Source organism: Roseibium sp. M-1 (assembly GCF_054515675.1).
The window spans coordinates 5,370,411-5,387,761 of the sequence record NZ_CM137257.1 but is presented as its reverse complement, the minus strand read 5'-3'; the positions used below and the strand labels follow the sequence as shown (position 1 = coordinate 5,387,761).

The following is a 17,351-nucleotide window of genomic DNA, read 5'->3' as shown; positions in this document are numbered from 1 at the left end:
CCCTGCTGCTAGCGCTGGAGCAAATGTCAAAATCATAAGAACCACTAGATAAATATATGATTCTAGTGGAGCTTTTGAATTTGACGTTTGAGCATCAGCCTAGCCACGAGCGGGACTCAAATGTCAAATTCGCTCCACTAGAGCACGTCGCGAAAAAGTGGATACCGGTTTTTCGCAAAAAGACGTGCGTCAAAAAAGAGATAAAGCGGGTCACGTGAATTCAGAGGAACGCGACACGCTTTAAAGGCACCGCGGTGTCACAGGAGGCGCCTCCCTCGCTCCTCATCCTGAGGAAGCGCGCAAGCGCCGTCTCGAAGGATGGACGGCACACTCCGTAACAAGCGTCCCATCCTTCGAGACGGACCTGACGGCCCTCCTCAGGATGAGGTTGAGGAGTGAGCATGGGCCGAAAGGACAACGGCTCGCGTGGTCAAAAAACAACGGGCGGGATCGCTCCCGCCCTCTGAAACCCGCTCCGGATTTCCGCTCAGCCCAGCACCACCACCTTGGTGCCGACACCAACACGCTCATAGAGATCGATGATGTCCTGGTGCCACATGCGGATGCAGCCGCTGGAGGCATTGGTGCCGATGCTGGAAGGTGCATTGGTGCTGTGGATGCGGTAGAGCGTGTCCTTGTTGCCCTGCCAGAGATACAGGCCACGCGCGCCGATCGGATTGCTCGGACCGCCTTCCTGGCCCTCGCGGTATTTTTCAAGTTTCGGATCGCGTTCGATCATCTCGTCCGGGGGGAACCATTTCGGCCATTCCCGCTTGAAGCGGATTTCCGCTTCGCCATTCCAGGCGAAGCCCGCCCGGCCGACGCCGATACCGTAGCGGATCGCCCGGCCGCCAGGCTGGATCAGATAGAGAAACCTGTTGTTCGGATCGACAACAATGGTGCCGGAGGGATAGCGGCTCGGATAGAACACCACCTGGCGCAGGTATTTCGGGTCGAATTTCGTGTACTGGATCGCCGGCAGCCTGAATCCGCCGTCCGTCCTGGCGGCATAGGCTGTGGCGTAGTCGGGAGTTCCATCGGCCAGCGGCGTCAACCCGGCCTGTATGGTCGAACTCTGCTGGCTCTGGCAAGCGGCCAGCAGCAGCGGTATTCCGGCGACAAAATAGCGTCGGCTCATCCTCAGCGCCATATTCGCGTCCTTTCAGCGGCATGCGCGGACCGTCAATCGACGAAAATATGCGGTCCCATCCGGATCAGAAAATTCATGGAACTCATCACGCGATCCCTGAAGGAAAGCAACATGTTTATGGTAAACGGTTGATTAAGATCGACACTTTTCTGGCGCAGCGTTGCGGGGCGGTCACGCCCTCACCCGGTTGCGGCAGGCGATCAGATCGATTTTGCTGACGGGCACCAGTGCGCCCCGGCTGCCGATGACATGGGCGGCCAGCGCGCACCCGGCCCTGACGGCATCGCGTGCGCGTGCCCTGTCCAGATAGTCGACCAGAAAGGCCGCATTGAAACTGTCGCCCGCCGCGGTCGTGTCCGTGACGCTCGCCACCGGTTCCGGCTGAACCTGAAAGCCATCGCCATCGGAGGCCCGCACCAGGACCGGTCCAGACCCGTTCTTCACGACGACCAGCCGCGCGCCGACGGCCAGATAGCGCCCTGCCGTAGCCTCGGGACCGGCATCGCCGAAATGACAGGCCTCGTCTTCGAAGGACGGCAGCACAATGCCCGCCACCTTGGCCGCCTGCATTGTCCAGCCGCACATTTCCTCAGGAGACGTCCACAGGCGCGGCCGCAGGTTCGGATCGAAGACGACCTCCACACCGCGTGCGCCCGCGTCGATGAGCCCTGACAGCAACCGCCGGCGCCCCTCATCTGACAGGATCGCAATGGTAATGCCGGAGAAATAGGCCATGTCGCCCGCGACGAGGCTATCGAGCGCGCCGAGGTCGTCGGCGAGGCGCTTGGCTGCAGATTGCGAGCGCCAATACTGGAAGCTTCGCTCGCCCTCACTGAGAAAGATCATGTACATGCCGGGGCTCGCGCCCGCGATCCGTGCCAGGACCGGCGTGATGCCGGCCGCTTCCGTGAAATCCGAGAGCTGTTCGGAGAGTGCGTCGTCGCCGACGGCACTCAGGTAAGCGACCTCCAGCTTCTCCCGGTCGGCAAGCTGGCGCACATACCAGGCCGTGTTGAACGTGTCGCCGGCAAAACCCACCGCAAAGGTGCCTTCCGGTGTCGGCGCGAATTCGACCATGCATTCGCCAATGGCAAGGAACCGGGACGGCATCTTATTCCTCGAAATGTGCCTGGTTCTCGGACCGGATCCGGCCGAGAATGGCCGAGATGCGGCCGAGATGGGCGATCATCAGCGCCTCGGCCGCTTTGCCGTCGCGCTTGCGCACCGCCTCCATGATGGTGACGTGATCGTCGAGGGCAGCCTGCGCACCGGAGGCAAGCGACAGGAACCGCACCCGGTCCATATGCGCCTTCTGTTCGCGGATCAGCGCCCAGACGTAATCGTGGCCGGAGATCTCGCACATCCGCCGGTGGAACATGTCGTCGAGCTTGTGGAACAGCTGGCGTTCATCCGCCTTCACGGCCGCCTTCTGCTCCTTCAAAAGCGCGTCCAGATCCTTGACCTGATCGTCCGTGATCACATCGATCGCCGCACGCAGGCAGGCGATCTCCAGCGCGGTGCGCACGAATTTCGCCCGCAGCACCGCTGCCTCGGAAATCTTGGTGATCACCGTTGCCCGCTGTGGCCGGATGAGAAGAAAGCCGAGCTGGGAGAGGCGGTAGAAGGCATCGCGCACCGGCTGGCGGGACACACCGAAGGCCTTGGCGACCTCGATTTCCGACATGCGCGTCCCCGGCGCCAGATCCAGCGACAGGATCTGCTGGTGCAATTCCTCGAACACCGTGTCCGCGACGGTCGGGATCCTGAGGGGCTCGAGCACCTTCAGCGCGCTGATTTCTGACATCGGCATTCTCTCCGTTGACTCGTCTACTCAACTAGCATATCAGTTTACTAGTCGCAACATTGGACATGAGCAAAAACACAGGTGGAGGGCTGAATGCCACTGGGACTAGCGGATAAACAGGCAGCTTCTGCAAACGGGCTCGACCCGAACCGCCTGTTTCCGGCAGATCCGGCTTCGCGCACCCTGGCGGCAAGCCTCTATGCGACCGTCAAGGACCTTCCGATCGTCAGCCCGCACGGCCACACGGACCCGCGCTGGTATGCCGAGAACGAGGCCTTCCCTGATCCGGCACAGCTCTTCATCGTCCCGGACCACTACGTATTCCGCATGCTCTTCTCGCAAGGCATCGACCTTGCCGACCTGGGTGTGCCGCGCGTCGACGGCGGCCCCAGCGAAACCGACAGCCGCAAGATCTGGCGTGTCTTCGCCGAGAACTTCCATCTCTTCCGGGCAACCCCGTCGCGCATGTGGCTGGAGCATGCCTTTCAGGAGGTTTTCGGCTGGACCAGGCGGATCTCGGCGAAAACGGCCGACGAAGCCTACGACCACATTGCAGAGTGCCTGACCCGTCCCGAATTCCGCCCGCGCGCGCTGTTCGAACGCTTCAACATCGAGGTGATCGCGACGACGGAATCACCGCTGGACGACCTGAAATGGCACCGCCAGATCCGCGACAGCGGCTGGTCCGGCCGGGTTGTGACTGCTTATCGCCCCGATGCCGTTGTCGACCCGGAATTCGAAGGCTTTGCCGGCAATATCGAAAAATTCGGCGAGCTTGCCGGTGAGGACGCCACCAGCTGGCAGGGCTACCTCAACGCTCACCGGGTCCGGCGGGCCTATTTCAAGTCCTTCGGGGCGACATCCTCCGATCATGGTCATGCCACCGCGCGCACCGAGAACCTGTCGGCATCAGAAGCCGAAGGCTTGTTCCAGAAGGCACTCAAAGCCTCTTGCACGGCGGAGGAAGCCGACGCCTTCCGGGGACACATGCTGACCGAGATGGCGCGAATGAGCCTGGACGACGGCCTGGTGCTGCAGATCCATCCGGGCAGTTATCGCAACCATTCGGCCGGGGTCATGAGTGCCTTCGGCCGCGACAAGGGCTTCGATATCCCGACCGGGACCAATTACGTGAAGGCGCTGAAGCCGCTGCTCGACGCCGTCGGTCTGGAAAAGAACCTGTCAATCATCCTCTTCACGCTGGACGAGACCACCTATTCGCGCGAACTCGCCCCGCTGGCAGGCGTCTATCCGACCTTGAAGCTGGGTCCGGCCTGGTGGTTTCACGACAGCCCGGAGGGCATGCGCCGCTTCCGGGAACTGACCACCGAGACCGCCGGTTTCTACAACACCGTCGGCTTCAACGACGACACCCGCGCCTTCTGTTCGATCCCTGCCCGCCACGACGTGGCCCGCCGGGTCGACTGCGCTTACCTCGCATCGCTCGTGACATCCGGGAGGATGGACGAGGACGAGGCTTACGAGGTCGCTCACGACCTCACTTACAGGCTTGCCAAGCAAGCCTACCGGCTCTGACGAGCCATCCACGGGAGGAGAGTATGAAAGTATTGAAGTCCTTGGCGACAGCCCTTCTGGCTACCGCCGCCCTCACATCCGCATCGCTTGCCTGCGAAGTGACCCTGAAATCGTCCGACACCCATCCGGACGGCTATCCGACAGTTGAAGCCGTCAGGCAGATGGGCAAGCTGCTTGAAGAACGCACCGACGGCCGTCTTTGCGTCGAGGTGTTCCATTCGGCCCAGCTCGGCGAGGAAAAAGATACGATCGAACAGACCAAGTTCGGTGTCATCGACCTGAACCGCGTCTCCATGGGGCCGTTTAACAACCTCGTCGAGGAAACCAAGGTCGTCTCGCTGCCCTATATCTTCAAGGGCGTCGACCACATGCACCAGGTCATGGACGGTCCGATCGGTGACGATATCCTGGCGGCCTTCGAACCGCATGGATATGTCGGACTTGCCTTCTATGACGGCGGTTCGCGCAGCTTCTACAACAAGGTTAAACCGATTAAATCGATTGAAGACCTTGATGGCATGAAGGTTCGCGTCATGCAGTCCGACATCTTCGTCGACATGATGTCGGCGCTCGGCGCCAATGCCACGCCGATGCCTTACGGCGAGGTCTATTCCTCGATCCAGACCGGTGTCATCGACGGCGCAGAAAACAACTGGCCGTCCTACGAGTCCTCCGGGCACTACGAAGTCGCGGGCTTCTACACGCTCGACGAACACCTGATCGTGCCGGAAGTGCTCGTGATGTCGAAGGCCTCCTGGGACAAGCTGTCTCCGGAAGACCAGGCCGCCGTGCGCCAGGCAGCCAAGGACAGCGTTCCCTTCATGCGTGAACAGTGGCAGGCCCGTGAAAAGGCTTCCGAAGAAAAAGTCCGCGCAGCCGGGGTCGAGGTCGTGACCGAAATCGACAAGGCACCGTTCATGGCCGCCATGGACAGCGTCTACGAGAAGCACGTCACGTCCGACAAGCTGAAGGACATGGTCACCCGCATCCGCGCGACTGACTGATCTGCCATGGGCCTGCGGCCATCCCGGCCGCAGGCTCGTTTCATGGTTCCAGCCTTCGGGAAATCGACGTGCAGCCCCATCTGACCCAAGCCGCGCAGGCAATGCGCCTCATCTCGACGGCGGCCCTGTGGCTCGCCGGCAGCGGCCTCATTCTCATGACCGTCTTCATCACCGCGCAGGTCTTCATGCGCTACGTGATGAACGACAGCCTCGTCTGGTCCGAGCCCGCTTCGGTCATCCTGATGGGCTGGTTCATTTTCCTTGGTGCCGCGGTCGGCATCCGCGAGGGCTATCACCTCAGCTTCGACGTCCTGCTCTACTTCCTGCCGGACGGTGCCAAGCTGTTTCTCTACAGCGTGTCCGATGCCGTCGTCGCCGCCTTTGGCGCCGGCATGGCCTATTTCGGTGCCCAGCTTGCCCTCTCGGCCTGGGACGTGAAACTGCCCTCGCTCGGCGTTTCCGGCGCCATCGACTTCCTGCCGCTGGTCGGCGGCGGTTGCCTTATCTTCCTGTTCTCTCTCGAACGCCTCATTCGCCGCGCCGCCGGCCTGCCCACCGCCCGCTTCGGCGAAGACGCCATCGAGGAGGTGGCCTGACATGGAACCGCTTATCCTCTTCGGCACCTTCGCGATCCTGCTGCTGATCGGCACGCCGGTCGCCTTCTGTCTCGGCGCCGCCTCTCTCGCGACCGTGATCTATATGGGCCTGCCGCCGGTCGTCGTCTTCCAGCGGCTGAATTCCGGCGTCTCGGTCTTCGCCCTGATGGCAATCCCCTTCTTCATCTTCGCCGGCGAACTGATGGTGCGCGGCGACATTGCCCGCCGCCTCGTGGCACTCGCGGGGGCCGTCGTCGGGCATATGCGCGGCGGCCTCGGCCAGGTGAACATCACCGCCTCTGTGCTCTTCGGCGGCATCTCAGGCTCGGCCGCGGCGGATGCCACCGCCATCGGCGGACTGATGATCCCGCAGATGAAGGAAAAGGGCTATTCGGTCGAGTACGGCGTCAATGTCACGGTTGTCTCGTCGATCATCGCGCTGATGCTGCCGCCCTCCCACAACATGATCATCTATTCGATCTCCGCCGGTGGACGGCTCTCCATTGCCGACCTTTTCACGGCCGGAATTCTTCCCGGTCTGCTGCTGGCGGCCAGCCTGATGGTCACCGCCTGGTTCGTCGCCAAGCGTGCCGGGTACCCGACGGAGCGCTTCCCGGGCTTCGGTGCGCTCGGCGGCCTTTTCGTCAATGCCATTCCGGGCCTGCTTCTGATCTTCATCATCTTCGGCGGCGTGCGGTCAGGCGTCTTCACCGCTTCGGAAAGCTCGTGCATTGCCGCCGTCTACGCACTGCTGGTCACGACGCTTGCCTACCGCACCATGCACTGGCCGGAATTTGTCGCCGCCACCAAGGCAGCGGTGCGCACCACCGCGATGGTGCTGCTCGTCATCGGCTGCGCGGCTTCTTTCGGCTGGCTGCTCGCCTTCCTGCGCATCCCCGCAGAACTGGTGATCTTCCTGAAGAGCGTTTCTGAGAACCCGCTGATCATCCTGCTGATGCTCAACCTCGTTCTCCTGATGCTCGGCACCTTCATGGACATGTCGCCGCTGATCGTCATCACCACGCCGATCTTCCTGCCCGTTGCCACGGCCTTCGGCGTCGACCCGGTCCATTTCGGCGTCATCCTGGTGCTGAACCTCGGCATTGGCCTCTGCACCCCGCCGGTCGGCACCGTGCTCTTTGTCGGCTGCGCCGTCGGCCGTATCTCGGTCTGGGATGCCATCAAGACCATCTGGCCGTTCTACGGCGCTGCCATCTTCACCCTGCTGATGGTCACCTACATCCCGGCGCTGTCCCTGTGGCTGCCGTCCCTGTTCCATTGAGGAAAAAAATGTTCGTCCGAACCTATCCCGAAGTTCCCGCCGACCCCGGCATCCGACGGCAGGTGCTGTCCGACAGTCCCGACCTGATGGTGGTGGCCTTCCGCTTCGGCGCGGAGGGGGCCGAAGGCAAGCTGCACAATCATCCGCATGTGCAGTCGACCTATGTGGAAAGCGGCCGTTTCCGCTTCACCATCGACGGCGAGGCCTTCGAGGTCGGTCCGGGCGACAGCTTCGTCATCCCCTCCAAGGCGATGCACGGCTGCCTCTGCCTGGAGCCCGGCACGCTCATCGACACCTTCACACCCCGCCGCGACGATTTTCTTTAAAACCAAACCCGCTTTCAGGACTGTTGCCATGTTGACTGTTGAAACCCGCTACGCCATCGACCCGGAGACCGCAAAGTCGCTCGACACAAGCGGCCTGCGCAGCCACTTCCACGCTGCCGGGCTGTTTGAAGAAGGCCGCATCAACCTGGTCTACACCCATTATGACCGCCTGATCCTGGGCGGCGCCGTGCCGGGCACCAGTGCTCTGGTGCTGGACGAGGTCAAGGAGGCCGGCACACCGTCGCTGCTCGACAGGCGCGAACTCGGCATCCTCAATATCGGCGAGGCAGGAACAGTCGCGGTCGGCGGCACCTCCTACGAGGTCGGCAAGGGCGACGTTCTCTATATCGGCATGGGCGCGGGGCCCGTGACCTTTTCCGGTGCCGGCCGTTTCTACATTCTTTCGGCCCCGGCGCACCGCACCTGCCCGACACGGCTCATTACCGTCAAGGACGCCCGCCGGGTGGAACTCGGCTCGGCGGAAACCTCCAACGAGCGCGTCATCCTGCAGTTCCTGCACCCGGAAGTCGCCGAGAGCTGCCAGCTGCTGATGGGCTATACCCAGTTCGCCAGGGGCTCCGTCTGGAACACCATGCCGGCTCACGTCCATGACCGGCGCATGGAGGCCTATCTCTACTTCGAACTCGGCCCCGAGCAGCGCGTCTTCCATTTCATGGGCAAGCCGGAGGAAACCCGGCACCTGGTGATGGCAAACGAGGATGCCGTGATCTCCCCGCCCTGGTCGATCCATTGCGGTGCCGGCACCGGCGCCTACACCTTCTGCTGGGCGATGGCCGGCGACAATGTCGACTTCACCGACATGGACATGGTCGCGATGGGAGATCTCAGGTGAGTTCCTTCTCGCTGCAAGGCAAGCGCGCCCTTGTGACGGGCGCCAACACCGGCATCGGCCAGGCGATCGCGATCGCCATGGGTGAAGCCGGTGCGGAAGTCCTGTGTGCCGCCCGCCGCGACTGCGACGAGACGCTGGCCGGCATTCAAAACGGCCGCCATGTGCCGCTTGATTTCTCCGACCCGATGGCGGCTGCAACCCTCTTTGAAAACGAGCGGATCGACATCCTGGTCAACAATGCCGGCATCATCCGCCGCGCGGACTCCGTCGATTTCACCGAGGCCGACTGGGACGACGTCATGGACGTCAACCTGAAGGCGGTCTTCTTCACCTGCCAGGCCTTCGGCAAGGCAGCGATCGATGCAGGTCGCGGCGGCGCCATCGTCAACATCGCCTCGCTGCTCTCCTTCCAGGGGGGCATTCGCGTGCCGTCCTATACAGCCGCCAAGCATGGCGTTGCCGGCATCACCAAGCTGCTGGCAAACGAGTGGGCGGCGAAAGGCATCAACGTCAACGCCATTGCGCCTGGCTATATCGCCACCAACAACACCGAAGCGCTGCGCAACGATCCGGATCGCAACCGCCAGATCCTGGAGCGCATTCCGGCCGGACGCTGGGGCGAGGCAAGCGATATCGGCGAGGCCGCGGTTTTCCTTGCATCACCGGCCGCCAAGTATATTCACGGAGCAATTCTCAATGTCGACGGAGGCTGGCTTGCCCGCTGATCTGCCGCGCCTTTCCCGCAAGAACCCTGCCCCGAAAGCAGGCATCGTCCATCTCGGCCTTGGCGCTTTCTTCCGGGCCCATGGTGCGATCTATATCGAGGATGCGATCCGGAGTTCGGGCGGCCGGAATTCCGACTGGGGCATCATCGGCGTCAGCCTGCAGAGCCCGCGCATGCACGACCAGCTCGCACCGCAGGACTTTGCCTATACCGCACAGGAACTCGGGCCGGACGGAGAAACCCTTCGCCAGGTGGAGATCATCCGCGATGTCCTTGTTGCCCGGGAAAATCCGGAAGCGGTGCTGGCCGCCATGAGCGATCCCGCCATTCGCATCGTCACGCTGACAGTGACCGAAAAGGGATATTGCCACGACCCGGCAACAGGCCGCCTCAACCTTGACCATCCGGATATCTGTCATGACCTGAGCAATGCCGTTCCGGTCTCCGCGCCCGGTTTTCTGGTTCGCGCACTCGCCAGGCGCAAGGCGGCTGGCGTGCCGCCCTTCACAGTTCTCACCTGCGACAATCTTCCCGAGAACGGCCGCCTGGTAAAAGGCATCGTGCAGGACCTTGCAGAAAGACTCGATCCGGAACTTGCCGCCTGGATTGCTGCCGAAGGCCGCTTCCCGGCTACCATGGTGGACCGGATCGTACCGGCCACCAAACCCGAGGATGTCGACGCCCTCGCTACCCGGACCGGGCACTACGACGCCGCGCCGGTTCTGCACGAACCCTTCCGCCAATGGGTGGTGGAGGACGATTTCGTTCCCGCCTATGGCAAGGAGGCAAGACCCGATCTCGGGGCGGCCGGTGTCGAACTGGTGGAAGATGTCACCGCCTTTGAGCACATGAAGCTCAGGATGCTGAACGGCACCCATTCCTCGCTTGCCTATCTCGGTTACCTCGCCGGTCACGAGACCATCTCGGACACGGTCGCCGACCCGGTCTTCGCCCGCTTCGTGAAGGCACTCTGGCGAACCGAGATCATCCCGTCCTTCAAGGCACCGCCGGGCGTCGATCTCGTCGCCTATGCCGACGCGCTCTTTGCCCGCTACGCCAACCCGGGTATCCGCCACCGCACCTGGCAGATCGCCATGGACGGCAGCCAGAAACTGCCCCAGCGCATTCTCGGAACCCTGCGTGACAACCTTTCTGCCGGGCGCTCCTGCCCGGGCCTCTGCCACGCCGTCGCCGCCTGGATGATCTATGTCGGCGGCATGGACCTGAAGGGAGAGCCCATCGATGTGCGCGACCCGCTGAGCGAGCGGCTGAAATCCCTGTCGGACGGTGCGCATGATGACGCGTCCAGGGTCGCAGCCCTCATCGGCGTCACCGATATTTTCGATCCCACCCTCGCCGGGGCGCTGCGCCCCGCGATCACGGATGCCTACGCCCGGCTGAAGGCTCAGGGAGTCCGCGCTTCTCTTGAGGCACTGTCATGATCGAAGGCTGGCGCTGGTATGGCGGCTTCGACCGCCTTTCGCTCTCCGAAATCGCGCAGACTGGCGCGGCGAACATCGTTACCGCCCTGCACGAGGTCCCCTATGGCCAGGTCTGGCCGCAGCAGACCATTTCCGAGGTGAAATCGCGGATCATTGCCGCCGGCTTCGACTGGACGGTCGTCGAAAGCCTGCCTGTGCATGAATCCATCAAGCGCGGCGAAGGTGACCTGACGGCGCTGTTTGCAAATTACCGCCAGTCGATGGCGAACCTTGCCGCCGAAGGCATCAAGGTCATCTGCTACAACTTCATGCCGCTACTCGACTGGACACGGACGGATCTTGCCGCCCCCGTCCGCAGGGGCGGCACCTGCCTGCGGTTCTCGACGCCGAAGATGGCCGCCTTCGAGGTCTACATGGTGAAGCGCCCCTGTGCGGAGCAAGACTATACGGCACAGGACCTTGCAGCCGCCAAACGCTGGTACGACAAGGCCACCCCGGCGGACCTCGAACAACTGACCTCCTCCATCATGGCCGGGCTTCCCGGCGCCTATGACCGCTATGACGCGGCCGGTCTGCGTGCGGCTCTCGCTCCCTATCAGGGACTGGACCGGATGGCCCTGAGGCAAAACTTCAGGCGGTTCCTGGAAGAGGTCATTCCCGCCGCCGAGGAGCTCGGGCTCAAATTCGCCGTCCATCCGGACGATCCGCCCCGCGACCTGCTCGGCCTGCCGCGCATCGTTTCCAATGCGGAGGACATCGGCTGGATCCTGTCGGCGGTCGAAAGCCCCGCCAACGGGCTGACACTCTGCGCCGGCTCGCTGGGGGCCAATCCCGCCAACGACGTTCCTGCGATTGCGGAGAAGTTTGCCGGCAAAATACACTTTGCGCACCTGCGCAATGTCGCCAAGGAAGCGGACGGCTCCTTCGAGGAAGCCGCCCATCTGTCCGGCGACACCGACATGCCGGCGCTTGTCGGCGTGCTGTTGCGCGAAGAGGCACGCCGCCGGCAGGAGGGCCGTCCGGACAGCGAAATCGTCTTCCGTCCCGATCACGGCCACGAATTGCTGAATGACGCCGAACGCGGCACCCATCCAGGCTACCCGCTTATCGGCCGGTTGCGCGGTCTCGCCGAACTGCGCGGCGTGATTGCCGGACTGAAGTCCGCCGGAATGAGACCCCAATGAGGGGGCCGCTGCGGCACCGGCTTCTTACTCGACGAACCGGTACTTCGACCGGGCTGTCCGTTTCAGCCGGTAGCTGGACGGGCTGGCACCGATATACTGCTTGAACATCCGGCTGAAAAAATACGGATCGGAGTAGCCGAGTTCCGCCGCCGTCTCCTTGACGCTGTGGCCGAGGCCAAGCCGGTGCACGGCATATTCCATCCGTTTCAGTTCCAGGTATTTCTGCGGTGTCATGCCGATCCGTTCCCTGAAGGCACGCCGGAAATAATCGGGGTTGTAAGGCACCTGATCCAGCGCCTTTTCCAGCACGCTTTCCGCCAGCGGATTGGCGGCAAGGCGGGAGGCGATCAGCATGATCTGCAGCGAAAGCTGCCCTTGAGTCGCGAGCAGGTCACCTTCCTCCCGCCAGCCTGCAAAAGCCTGTTCGAGAAAGGCCAGCAGCATGACCATGAACTGGTGGTGTTGCACCAGCGTCGGACTGGTTGTTGCCGCTGTAGCCCGGTAATGCGCGACAAGTGGCTGCAGCACATCCCAGTCGCGCAGCATCACCTTGCGATGCAAGTTCATTTGATCGATCAGGTCCGCCCGCCCGAACAGATCCAGGCTGAAATGCTGCGCAACGCCGGAGTAGACCTCGCCGCCGGCATGAAGGCCGCGAAACCTCTCCCTTGCCCGGATCAGCATCGCTTCGCCTGCTTCCAGCGTGAAACGTTCCTCACCGATCCGGTACTGCGCCCGTCCCGTCAGGCAAAAGACAAGGTCGTGCACCGGGTTGATCTTGTCGATCCTCCAGCTCGGCCCGTGCTGCATGCGGATCGGCGTTCGCGCCAGCCGCAGGGACAGGGCCTGGACCGGAATCCTGCCCAGAGGGCTATGTTCGTTTTTCTCCATGTTTTTGTTTATTTGCCTTCATTCGGGTTTGCCGCATGTCACGGTAAGATCACTACAACAAGAGCAAAAAGTACCAGAACTTGCTCTTTCTCGGGAGGAGAAAGTGTCAGAGCGCCCGTTGGACCAAGCTGTCCGGCGGCCAGGCGAACGGCATATTCTACAACAGACATGAACCATTCCGAATATCCGGACCCGAATACCGCACCGCCGAACTCAGGCAGGCTGCCCGGCGCCGCGCTTGAATGCCGTCCAATTGCGCATTGTCCGGTCAAGCTGCCGGACGCATGGTTGACCCGGTATCCAGGCGACCGGAGGCATTCCCGTGGGTGGTGACAGCAAGTATCTCGGCTATCTGTACGTGGCGCCCTATGTGGCCGGGCTGCTCCTGTTCACGGCGTTTCCTTTCGCCGCGTCCTTTTATCTGAGCTTTACCGACTACGATCTCCTGTCCACGCCCAGATGGACGGGCCTCGAAAACTACACCAAGCTTTTCACCCGGGATCGCACCTTCGACAGGTCGCTGACGGTGACGCTGCTCTATGTCTTCATGACAGTGCCCGTCAAACTGGCCTTTGCCCTGCTTGTCGCCGTCATCCTCAATTACCGGCTGAAGGCCATTAACTTCTTCCGCACGGCCTACTATGTGCCCTCGATCCTGGGCGGCTCCATCGCCATCGCCGTGCTCTGGCGCTACATCTTCGCCGAAGCGGGCCTGGTCAACATGATCATCGGCATCTTCGGGCTTGAGCCGGTCAACTGGTTCGGAGACCCTTCGAACGCCCTGATCACCATCACGCTCCTGCGGTGCTGGCAATTCGGCTCCGCCATGGTGATCTTCCTCGCGGCACTGCAGTCCGTAGACAAGTCCCTCTACGAGGCCGCCTCCATCGACGGCGCCAACCAGTGGCACCTGTTCCGCTACATCACGCTGCCGCTGATCACCCCGGTGATCTTCTTCAACCTGATCATGCAGACGGTGCAGGCGTTCCAGGAGTTCAACGGCCCCTACATCATCACCCAGGGCGGCCCGCTCAAGTCGACCTATCTGCTGCCGCTCTACATCTACGACAAGGCCTTCAAGAGCTTCGACATGGGCTATGCCTCGGCAATTGCCTGGGTGCTGTTTGCCATCATCATGGTGCTGACCCTGATCGCCTTCTGGTCGTCGAAGAAGTGGGTCTATTACGCCGGCGACAAGAGGAGCTGACCGATGACCGCCTCTTTCGATCTCAATCCGCGCAGGCTCATGGAACCGGGTGAACCGGCAACGGCCATGGAGTTAAAGCTTCGCCGCCGCAGCCGCCTGTCCAGCGGCATCCGCTACGGCGTGCTGCTGGTCTTTGGCCTGATCATGCTCTACCCGCTGATCTGGCTGATCGGCGCGTCGTTCAAGACCAATGCCGAGATCTTTGCCAGCCCGTCCTTCTGGCCGCAAAATCCGACCCTCTCGGGCTACATCAAGGGGTGGGAGACCTCGACGCCCTATACGTTCGGCCGGTTCTTCTGCAACACCTTCCTGATCATCACGCCGAAAGTCATCGGAACGGCCATCTCCTGCACGCTGGTTGCCTACGGCTTCGCAAGGTTCGATTTCCCGGGAAAGAAGATCCTCTTCGCGACCGTCATCGCGACCCTGCTGCTGCCGAACGTCGTCACCCGCATACCGCAATACCTGCTGTTCCGGGACATCGGCTGGCTGGACAGCTTCCTGCCGCTCTGGGTTCCCTCGGCGGTCGCGGGCGATGCCTTCTTCGTCTTCATGCTGATCCAGTTCCTGCGCGCCATCCCGCGCGACATGGAGGAGGCTGCGAGGGTCGACGGCGCCAACACCTTGCAGACGCTGGTCTACATTGTCGTTCCCCTGCTGATGCCTGCGATCATTTCGGTCTGCCTGTTTCAGTTCATGTGGACCATGAACGACTTCCTCGGGCCGCTGATCTACATCTCGTCGGTTGAAAAATACCCGGTCAGCCTGGCGCTGAAGCTGTCCATAGACACCACGGAAGCCTTCGACTGGAACCAGATCCTGGCCATGTCGGTGCTGGCGCTGGCCCCGTCGCTGGCCGTGTTCTTCCTCGCACAGAAATATTTCATCGAAGGCATCTCGACAGGAGGGGTGAAGGGCTGATGGCTGAGCTGCAACTGAAATCCGTCGAGAAGACCTACGGCAGCGGCTTCAAGGCCGTCCATGGCATCGACCTGACCGTGCAGGAAGGCGAGTTCATGGTGCTGGTCGGCCCGTCCGGATGCGCCAAGTCGACGACGCTGCGCATGATCGCCGGTCTGGAAACCATCACCGACGGCGAGATCCGCATCGGTGACCGCGTCGTCAACGACGTCGTTCCGGGCAAGCGCGGTCTCGCCATGGTGTTCCAGAACTACGCGCTCTATCCGCACATGAAGGTCAGAAACAATCTCTCCTTCGGCCTGCGCCTGAAAGGCCGGCCAAAGCCGGAAATCGAGAGCGCGACCGGCGACGTCTCCCGGGTGCTGGAAATCGAGCAGCTGCTCGAACGCCTGCCGAAGCAGCTCTCCGGCGGGCAGGCCCAGCGGGTTGCGGTTGGCCGGGCCCTGATCAAGCAGCCGGAAGTGTTCCTGTTCGACGAACCGCTGTCCAACCTCGACGCGAAGCTGCGCGCGGCCATGCGGGTGCGGATCACCGATCTGCACAAGAAGCTGAAGGCGGAAGGCCGCCCGGCAACCGTCGTCTATGTCACCCATGATCAGGTTGAGGCGATGACCATGGGGGACCGGATCTGCGTCATGCGCGAGGGCCACATCATGCAGGTCGCAGATCCGACCACCCTTTACGAGCGGCCCGCAAACGCCTTCGTGGCGGGCTTCATCGGCATGCCGGAAATGAACCTGCTGGATGCCCTGCTGATCATGGAGGGCAAGACGCCCTACCTGACCGTCGGCGAACAGACCATCCGTGTCGACGAAGGTCTTGGCGAGCGGCTGGCAACAGGCTCGGGCCCGGTGAAACTCGGTATCCGGCCGCAACATGTCGAGATCCTTCCGCAAGGCACCGAAAACACGTTTTCAGGCATGGTGACCAACGTGGAATTCCTCGGCCACGAAATCAATCTGCACCTCAGCGTCGGGGCCGAAGCCTTCGTGGCCGTGGTTCCCGGCGATCGTCTTGCCTCGGTTCCCGGCCGCGGCAAGACCGTCGCGCTCAAGCCGGCCGGAAACCGGATCCATCTGTTCGACAGGCAAACAGAGCAAAACATCTCGCTCGGCTGACAGCCGGACCGGATTGTCATGGGAGGATGAAATGACAGGACTGAAACTTGGATTAGCTGCCCTGATGACGGCAACCGCACTTGCATCGACCGCATCACTCGGACAAGCGGCGGAACTGCGCATGAGCTGGTGGGGCGGCGACAGCCGCCACGAGGCGACCCAGGCGGCCCTGAAGGCCTGCGGCGAGAAACACGGCCATACCGTCAAGCCGGAATTCACCGGCTGGTCCGGGCATCTGGAAAAGGTAACGACCCAGATCGCCGGCGGAACGGAAGCCGACATCATGCAGATCAACTGGCCCTGGCTGCCGCTGTTCTCCGCCAATGGTGAGGGATTTGCCGATCTGAACGATCTTTCGGGCACTATTCAGCTCGACAACTGGACCGGCGACCAGCTCGCCTCGACATCCGTGAACGGCCATCTCAACGGCTTGCCGGTCTCCACGACCGGGCGCGTTTTCTTCTTCAACGAAACCACCTTCCGGAAAGCGGGCGTCGAGTTGCCCGGCAGCTTCGAGGAGCTCTTCGCGGCGGCCGGCAAGATGCGCGAAACACTCGGAGAAGACACCTATCCGCTTAATGCCATCAAGGAAACGGCGGCGCTGCTCGTCTCGCTCCACACCACGCAGCAGACCGGCAAGGACATGATAGATCCGGCCACCGTGACCGTGGCCTGGAGCCCGGAGGAACTCGCTGCCGGCATCGCCTTCTACGGCAAGATGATGCAGGACGGCGTCGTCATGAGCCAGGAGAAGGCGAATGCCGCAGGCAACGCCAATCTCTATGAAAAGCCCGAGTGGGCGGACGGACACATCGCCGGTTCCTACGAATGGGATTCGACCTACTTCAAGTTCTCCGATCCGCTTCAGGAAGGGCAGAAACTGGTGCCGGTCAAGACGTTGAGAGGCGACGGCGCGCTCACGGACGGCATTTACCGCAAACCGTCCATGATGTTCTCGATCTCCAGGCGCTCGCAGAACCCGGAAGCGGCGGCACAGATCCTCAACTGCCTCCTCAACGAGCCGGAAGGCATCGCGGCGCTCGGCACGACGCGCGGTCTGCCGGCGTCGAAGGCAGCCGCCGACCAGCTCAAGGCAGCCGGCAGCATCAAGCCGGAACTGGCGGAAGCCAATGAAATCATCATGGCGGCCTCCGGCCCGACGGTATCGCCCCTGAACGAGCACCCGGAAGTGCGCACCGTCTTCCTCGATACGCTCGAACTCTATGCTTACGGCCAGATCGACGCGGAGGCAGCGGCGGAGGAAATCATCGCAGGGATCAACGAAGCCATCGAGGACTACCGCCCGTAATCGC

At 62.3% G+C, this 17,351-nt stretch carries 18 protein-coding genes; 13 read left to right on the top strand and 5 right to left on the bottom strand.

Annotation, left to right across the window (positions count from 1 at the left end; all coding sequences use genetic code 11):
- Positions 1 to 487: 487 nt before the first annotated feature.
- The 3 genes from ACX3M4_RS24410 to ACX3M4_RS24400 all read right to left on the bottom strand — a co-directional run bounded on the left by ACX3M4_RS24410 (position 488) and on the right by ACX3M4_RS24400 (position 2,954).
- Positions 488 to 1,150: a L,D-transpeptidase gene (locus tag ACX3M4_RS24410; protein WP_459355569.1), complete on the bottom strand. Its 663-nt coding sequence runs from the start codon at positions 1,148 to 1,150 to the stop codon at positions 488 to 490.
- A gap of 171 nt (positions 1,151 to 1,321) precedes the next feature.
- Positions 1,322 to 2,260: a sugar kinase gene (locus ACX3M4_RS24405; RefSeq protein WP_459355568.1), complete on the bottom strand. Its 939-nt coding sequence runs from the start codon at positions 2,258 to 2,260 to the stop codon at positions 1,322 to 1,324.
- Between the two features lies 1 nt (position 2,261).
- Complete coding sequence (locus tag ACX3M4_RS24400; RefSeq protein ID WP_459355567.1) at positions 2,262 to 2,954, bottom strand: GntR family transcriptional regulator; 693 nt, start codon at positions 2,952 to 2,954, stop codon at positions 2,262 to 2,264.
- 93 nt (positions 2,955 to 3,047) lie between these two features.
- Here ACX3M4_RS24400 and uxaC point away from each other — a divergent pair, with 93 nt between their 5' ends.
- The 9 genes from uxaC (at position 3,048) to uxuA (ending at position 11,901) form a co-directional block, all read left to right on the top strand.
- Positions 3,048 to 4,490, top strand: a complete 1,443-nt coding sequence (gene uxaC, locus ACX3M4_RS24395) for a glucuronate isomerase (RefSeq protein ID WP_459355566.1) — start codon at positions 3,048 to 3,050, stop codon at positions 4,488 to 4,490.
- Between the two features lie 23 nt (positions 4,491 to 4,513).
- A complete protein-coding gene (locus ACX3M4_RS24390; protein ID WP_459355565.1) occupies positions 4,514 to 5,494 on the top strand; it encodes a TRAP transporter substrate-binding protein in 981 nt (326 codons plus the stop codon).
- A 68-nt stretch (positions 5,495 to 5,562) separates the two neighbouring features.
- Positions 5,563 to 6,090: a TRAP transporter small permease gene (locus tag ACX3M4_RS24385; protein WP_459355564.1), complete on the top strand. Its 528-nt coding sequence runs from the start codon at positions 5,563 to 5,565 to the stop codon at positions 6,088 to 6,090.
- 1 nt (position 6,091) lies between these two features.
- Entirely contained in the window at positions 6,092 to 7,372 is a 1,281-nt protein-coding gene (locus ACX3M4_RS24380) for a TRAP transporter large permease (RefSeq protein ID WP_459355563.1), read from the top strand.
- Between the two features lie 8 nt (positions 7,373 to 7,380).
- Entirely contained in the window at positions 7,381 to 7,698 is a 318-nt protein-coding gene (locus tag ACX3M4_RS24375; protein ID WP_459355562.1) for a cupin domain-containing protein, read from the top strand.
- A gap of 28 nt (positions 7,699 to 7,726) precedes the next feature.
- Positions 7,727 to 8,551 carry a 5-dehydro-4-deoxy-D-glucuronate isomerase gene (gene kduI, locus ACX3M4_RS24370; protein ID WP_459355561.1) on the top strand — a complete coding sequence of 275 codons (825 nt, stop codon included), beginning with the start codon at positions 7,727 to 7,729 and terminating at the stop codon, positions 8,549 to 8,551.
- Positions 8,548 to 9,276, top strand: coding sequence for a 2-dehydro-3-deoxy-D-gluconate 5-dehydrogenase KduD (gene kduD / locus ACX3M4_RS24365; protein ID WP_459355560.1), 729 nt, complete (start codon positions 8,548 to 8,550; stop codon positions 9,274 to 9,276). The genes kduI and kduD overlap by 4 nt, the downstream gene beginning before the upstream one ends.
- Entirely contained in the window at positions 9,248 to 10,717 is a 1,470-nt protein-coding gene (locus ACX3M4_RS24360; protein WP_459355559.1) for a mannitol dehydrogenase family protein, read from the top strand. Before kduD ends, ACX3M4_RS24360 begins: the two co-directional genes overlap by 29 nt.
- Entirely contained in the window at positions 10,714 to 11,901 is a 1,188-nt protein-coding gene (uxuA, locus tag ACX3M4_RS24355; RefSeq protein ID WP_459355558.1) for a mannonate dehydratase, read from the top strand. Before ACX3M4_RS24360 ends, uxuA begins: the two co-directional genes overlap by 4 nt.
- Before the next feature lie 24 nt (positions 11,902 to 11,925).
- Here the strand turns inward: uxuA and ACX3M4_RS24350 are convergent, their stop codons facing one another.
- Positions 11,926 to 12,792, bottom strand: coding sequence for a helix-turn-helix transcriptional regulator (locus ACX3M4_RS24350; RefSeq protein WP_459355557.1), 867 nt, complete (start codon positions 12,790 to 12,792; stop codon positions 11,926 to 11,928).
- A 38-nt stretch (positions 12,793 to 12,830) separates the two neighbouring features.
- A complete protein-coding gene (locus ACX3M4_RS24345; protein WP_459355556.1) occupies positions 12,831 to 12,962 on the bottom strand; it encodes a hypothetical protein in 132 nt (43 codons plus the stop codon).
- 152 nt (positions 12,963 to 13,114) lie between these two features.
- Here ACX3M4_RS24345 and ACX3M4_RS24340 point away from each other — a divergent pair, with 152 nt between their 5' ends.
- From ACX3M4_RS24340 to ACX3M4_RS24325, 4 genes are all read left to right on the top strand, one after another.
- On the top strand, positions 13,115 to 13,999 hold the full coding sequence (locus ACX3M4_RS24340) for a carbohydrate ABC transporter permease (RefSeq protein ID WP_459355555.1): 885 nt from the start codon (positions 13,115 to 13,117) through the stop codon (positions 13,997 to 13,999).
- Between the two features lie 66 nt (positions 14,000 to 14,065).
- Positions 14,066 to 14,920, top strand: a complete 855-nt coding sequence (locus ACX3M4_RS24335) for a carbohydrate ABC transporter permease (RefSeq protein ID WP_459359497.1) — start codon at positions 14,066 to 14,068, stop codon at positions 14,918 to 14,920.
- Positions 14,920 to 16,038, top strand: a complete 1,119-nt coding sequence (locus tag ACX3M4_RS24330; protein ID WP_459355554.1) for an ABC transporter ATP-binding protein — start codon at positions 14,920 to 14,922, stop codon at positions 16,036 to 16,038. The genes ACX3M4_RS24335 and ACX3M4_RS24330 overlap by 1 nt, the downstream gene beginning before the upstream one ends.
- A 31-nt stretch (positions 16,039 to 16,069) precedes the next feature.
- Positions 16,070 to 17,347: an ABC transporter substrate-binding protein gene (locus ACX3M4_RS24325; RefSeq protein ID WP_459355553.1), complete on the top strand. Its 1,278-nt coding sequence runs from the start codon at positions 16,070 to 16,072 to the stop codon at positions 17,345 to 17,347.
- Positions 17,348 to 17,351 lie beyond the last annotated feature (4 nt).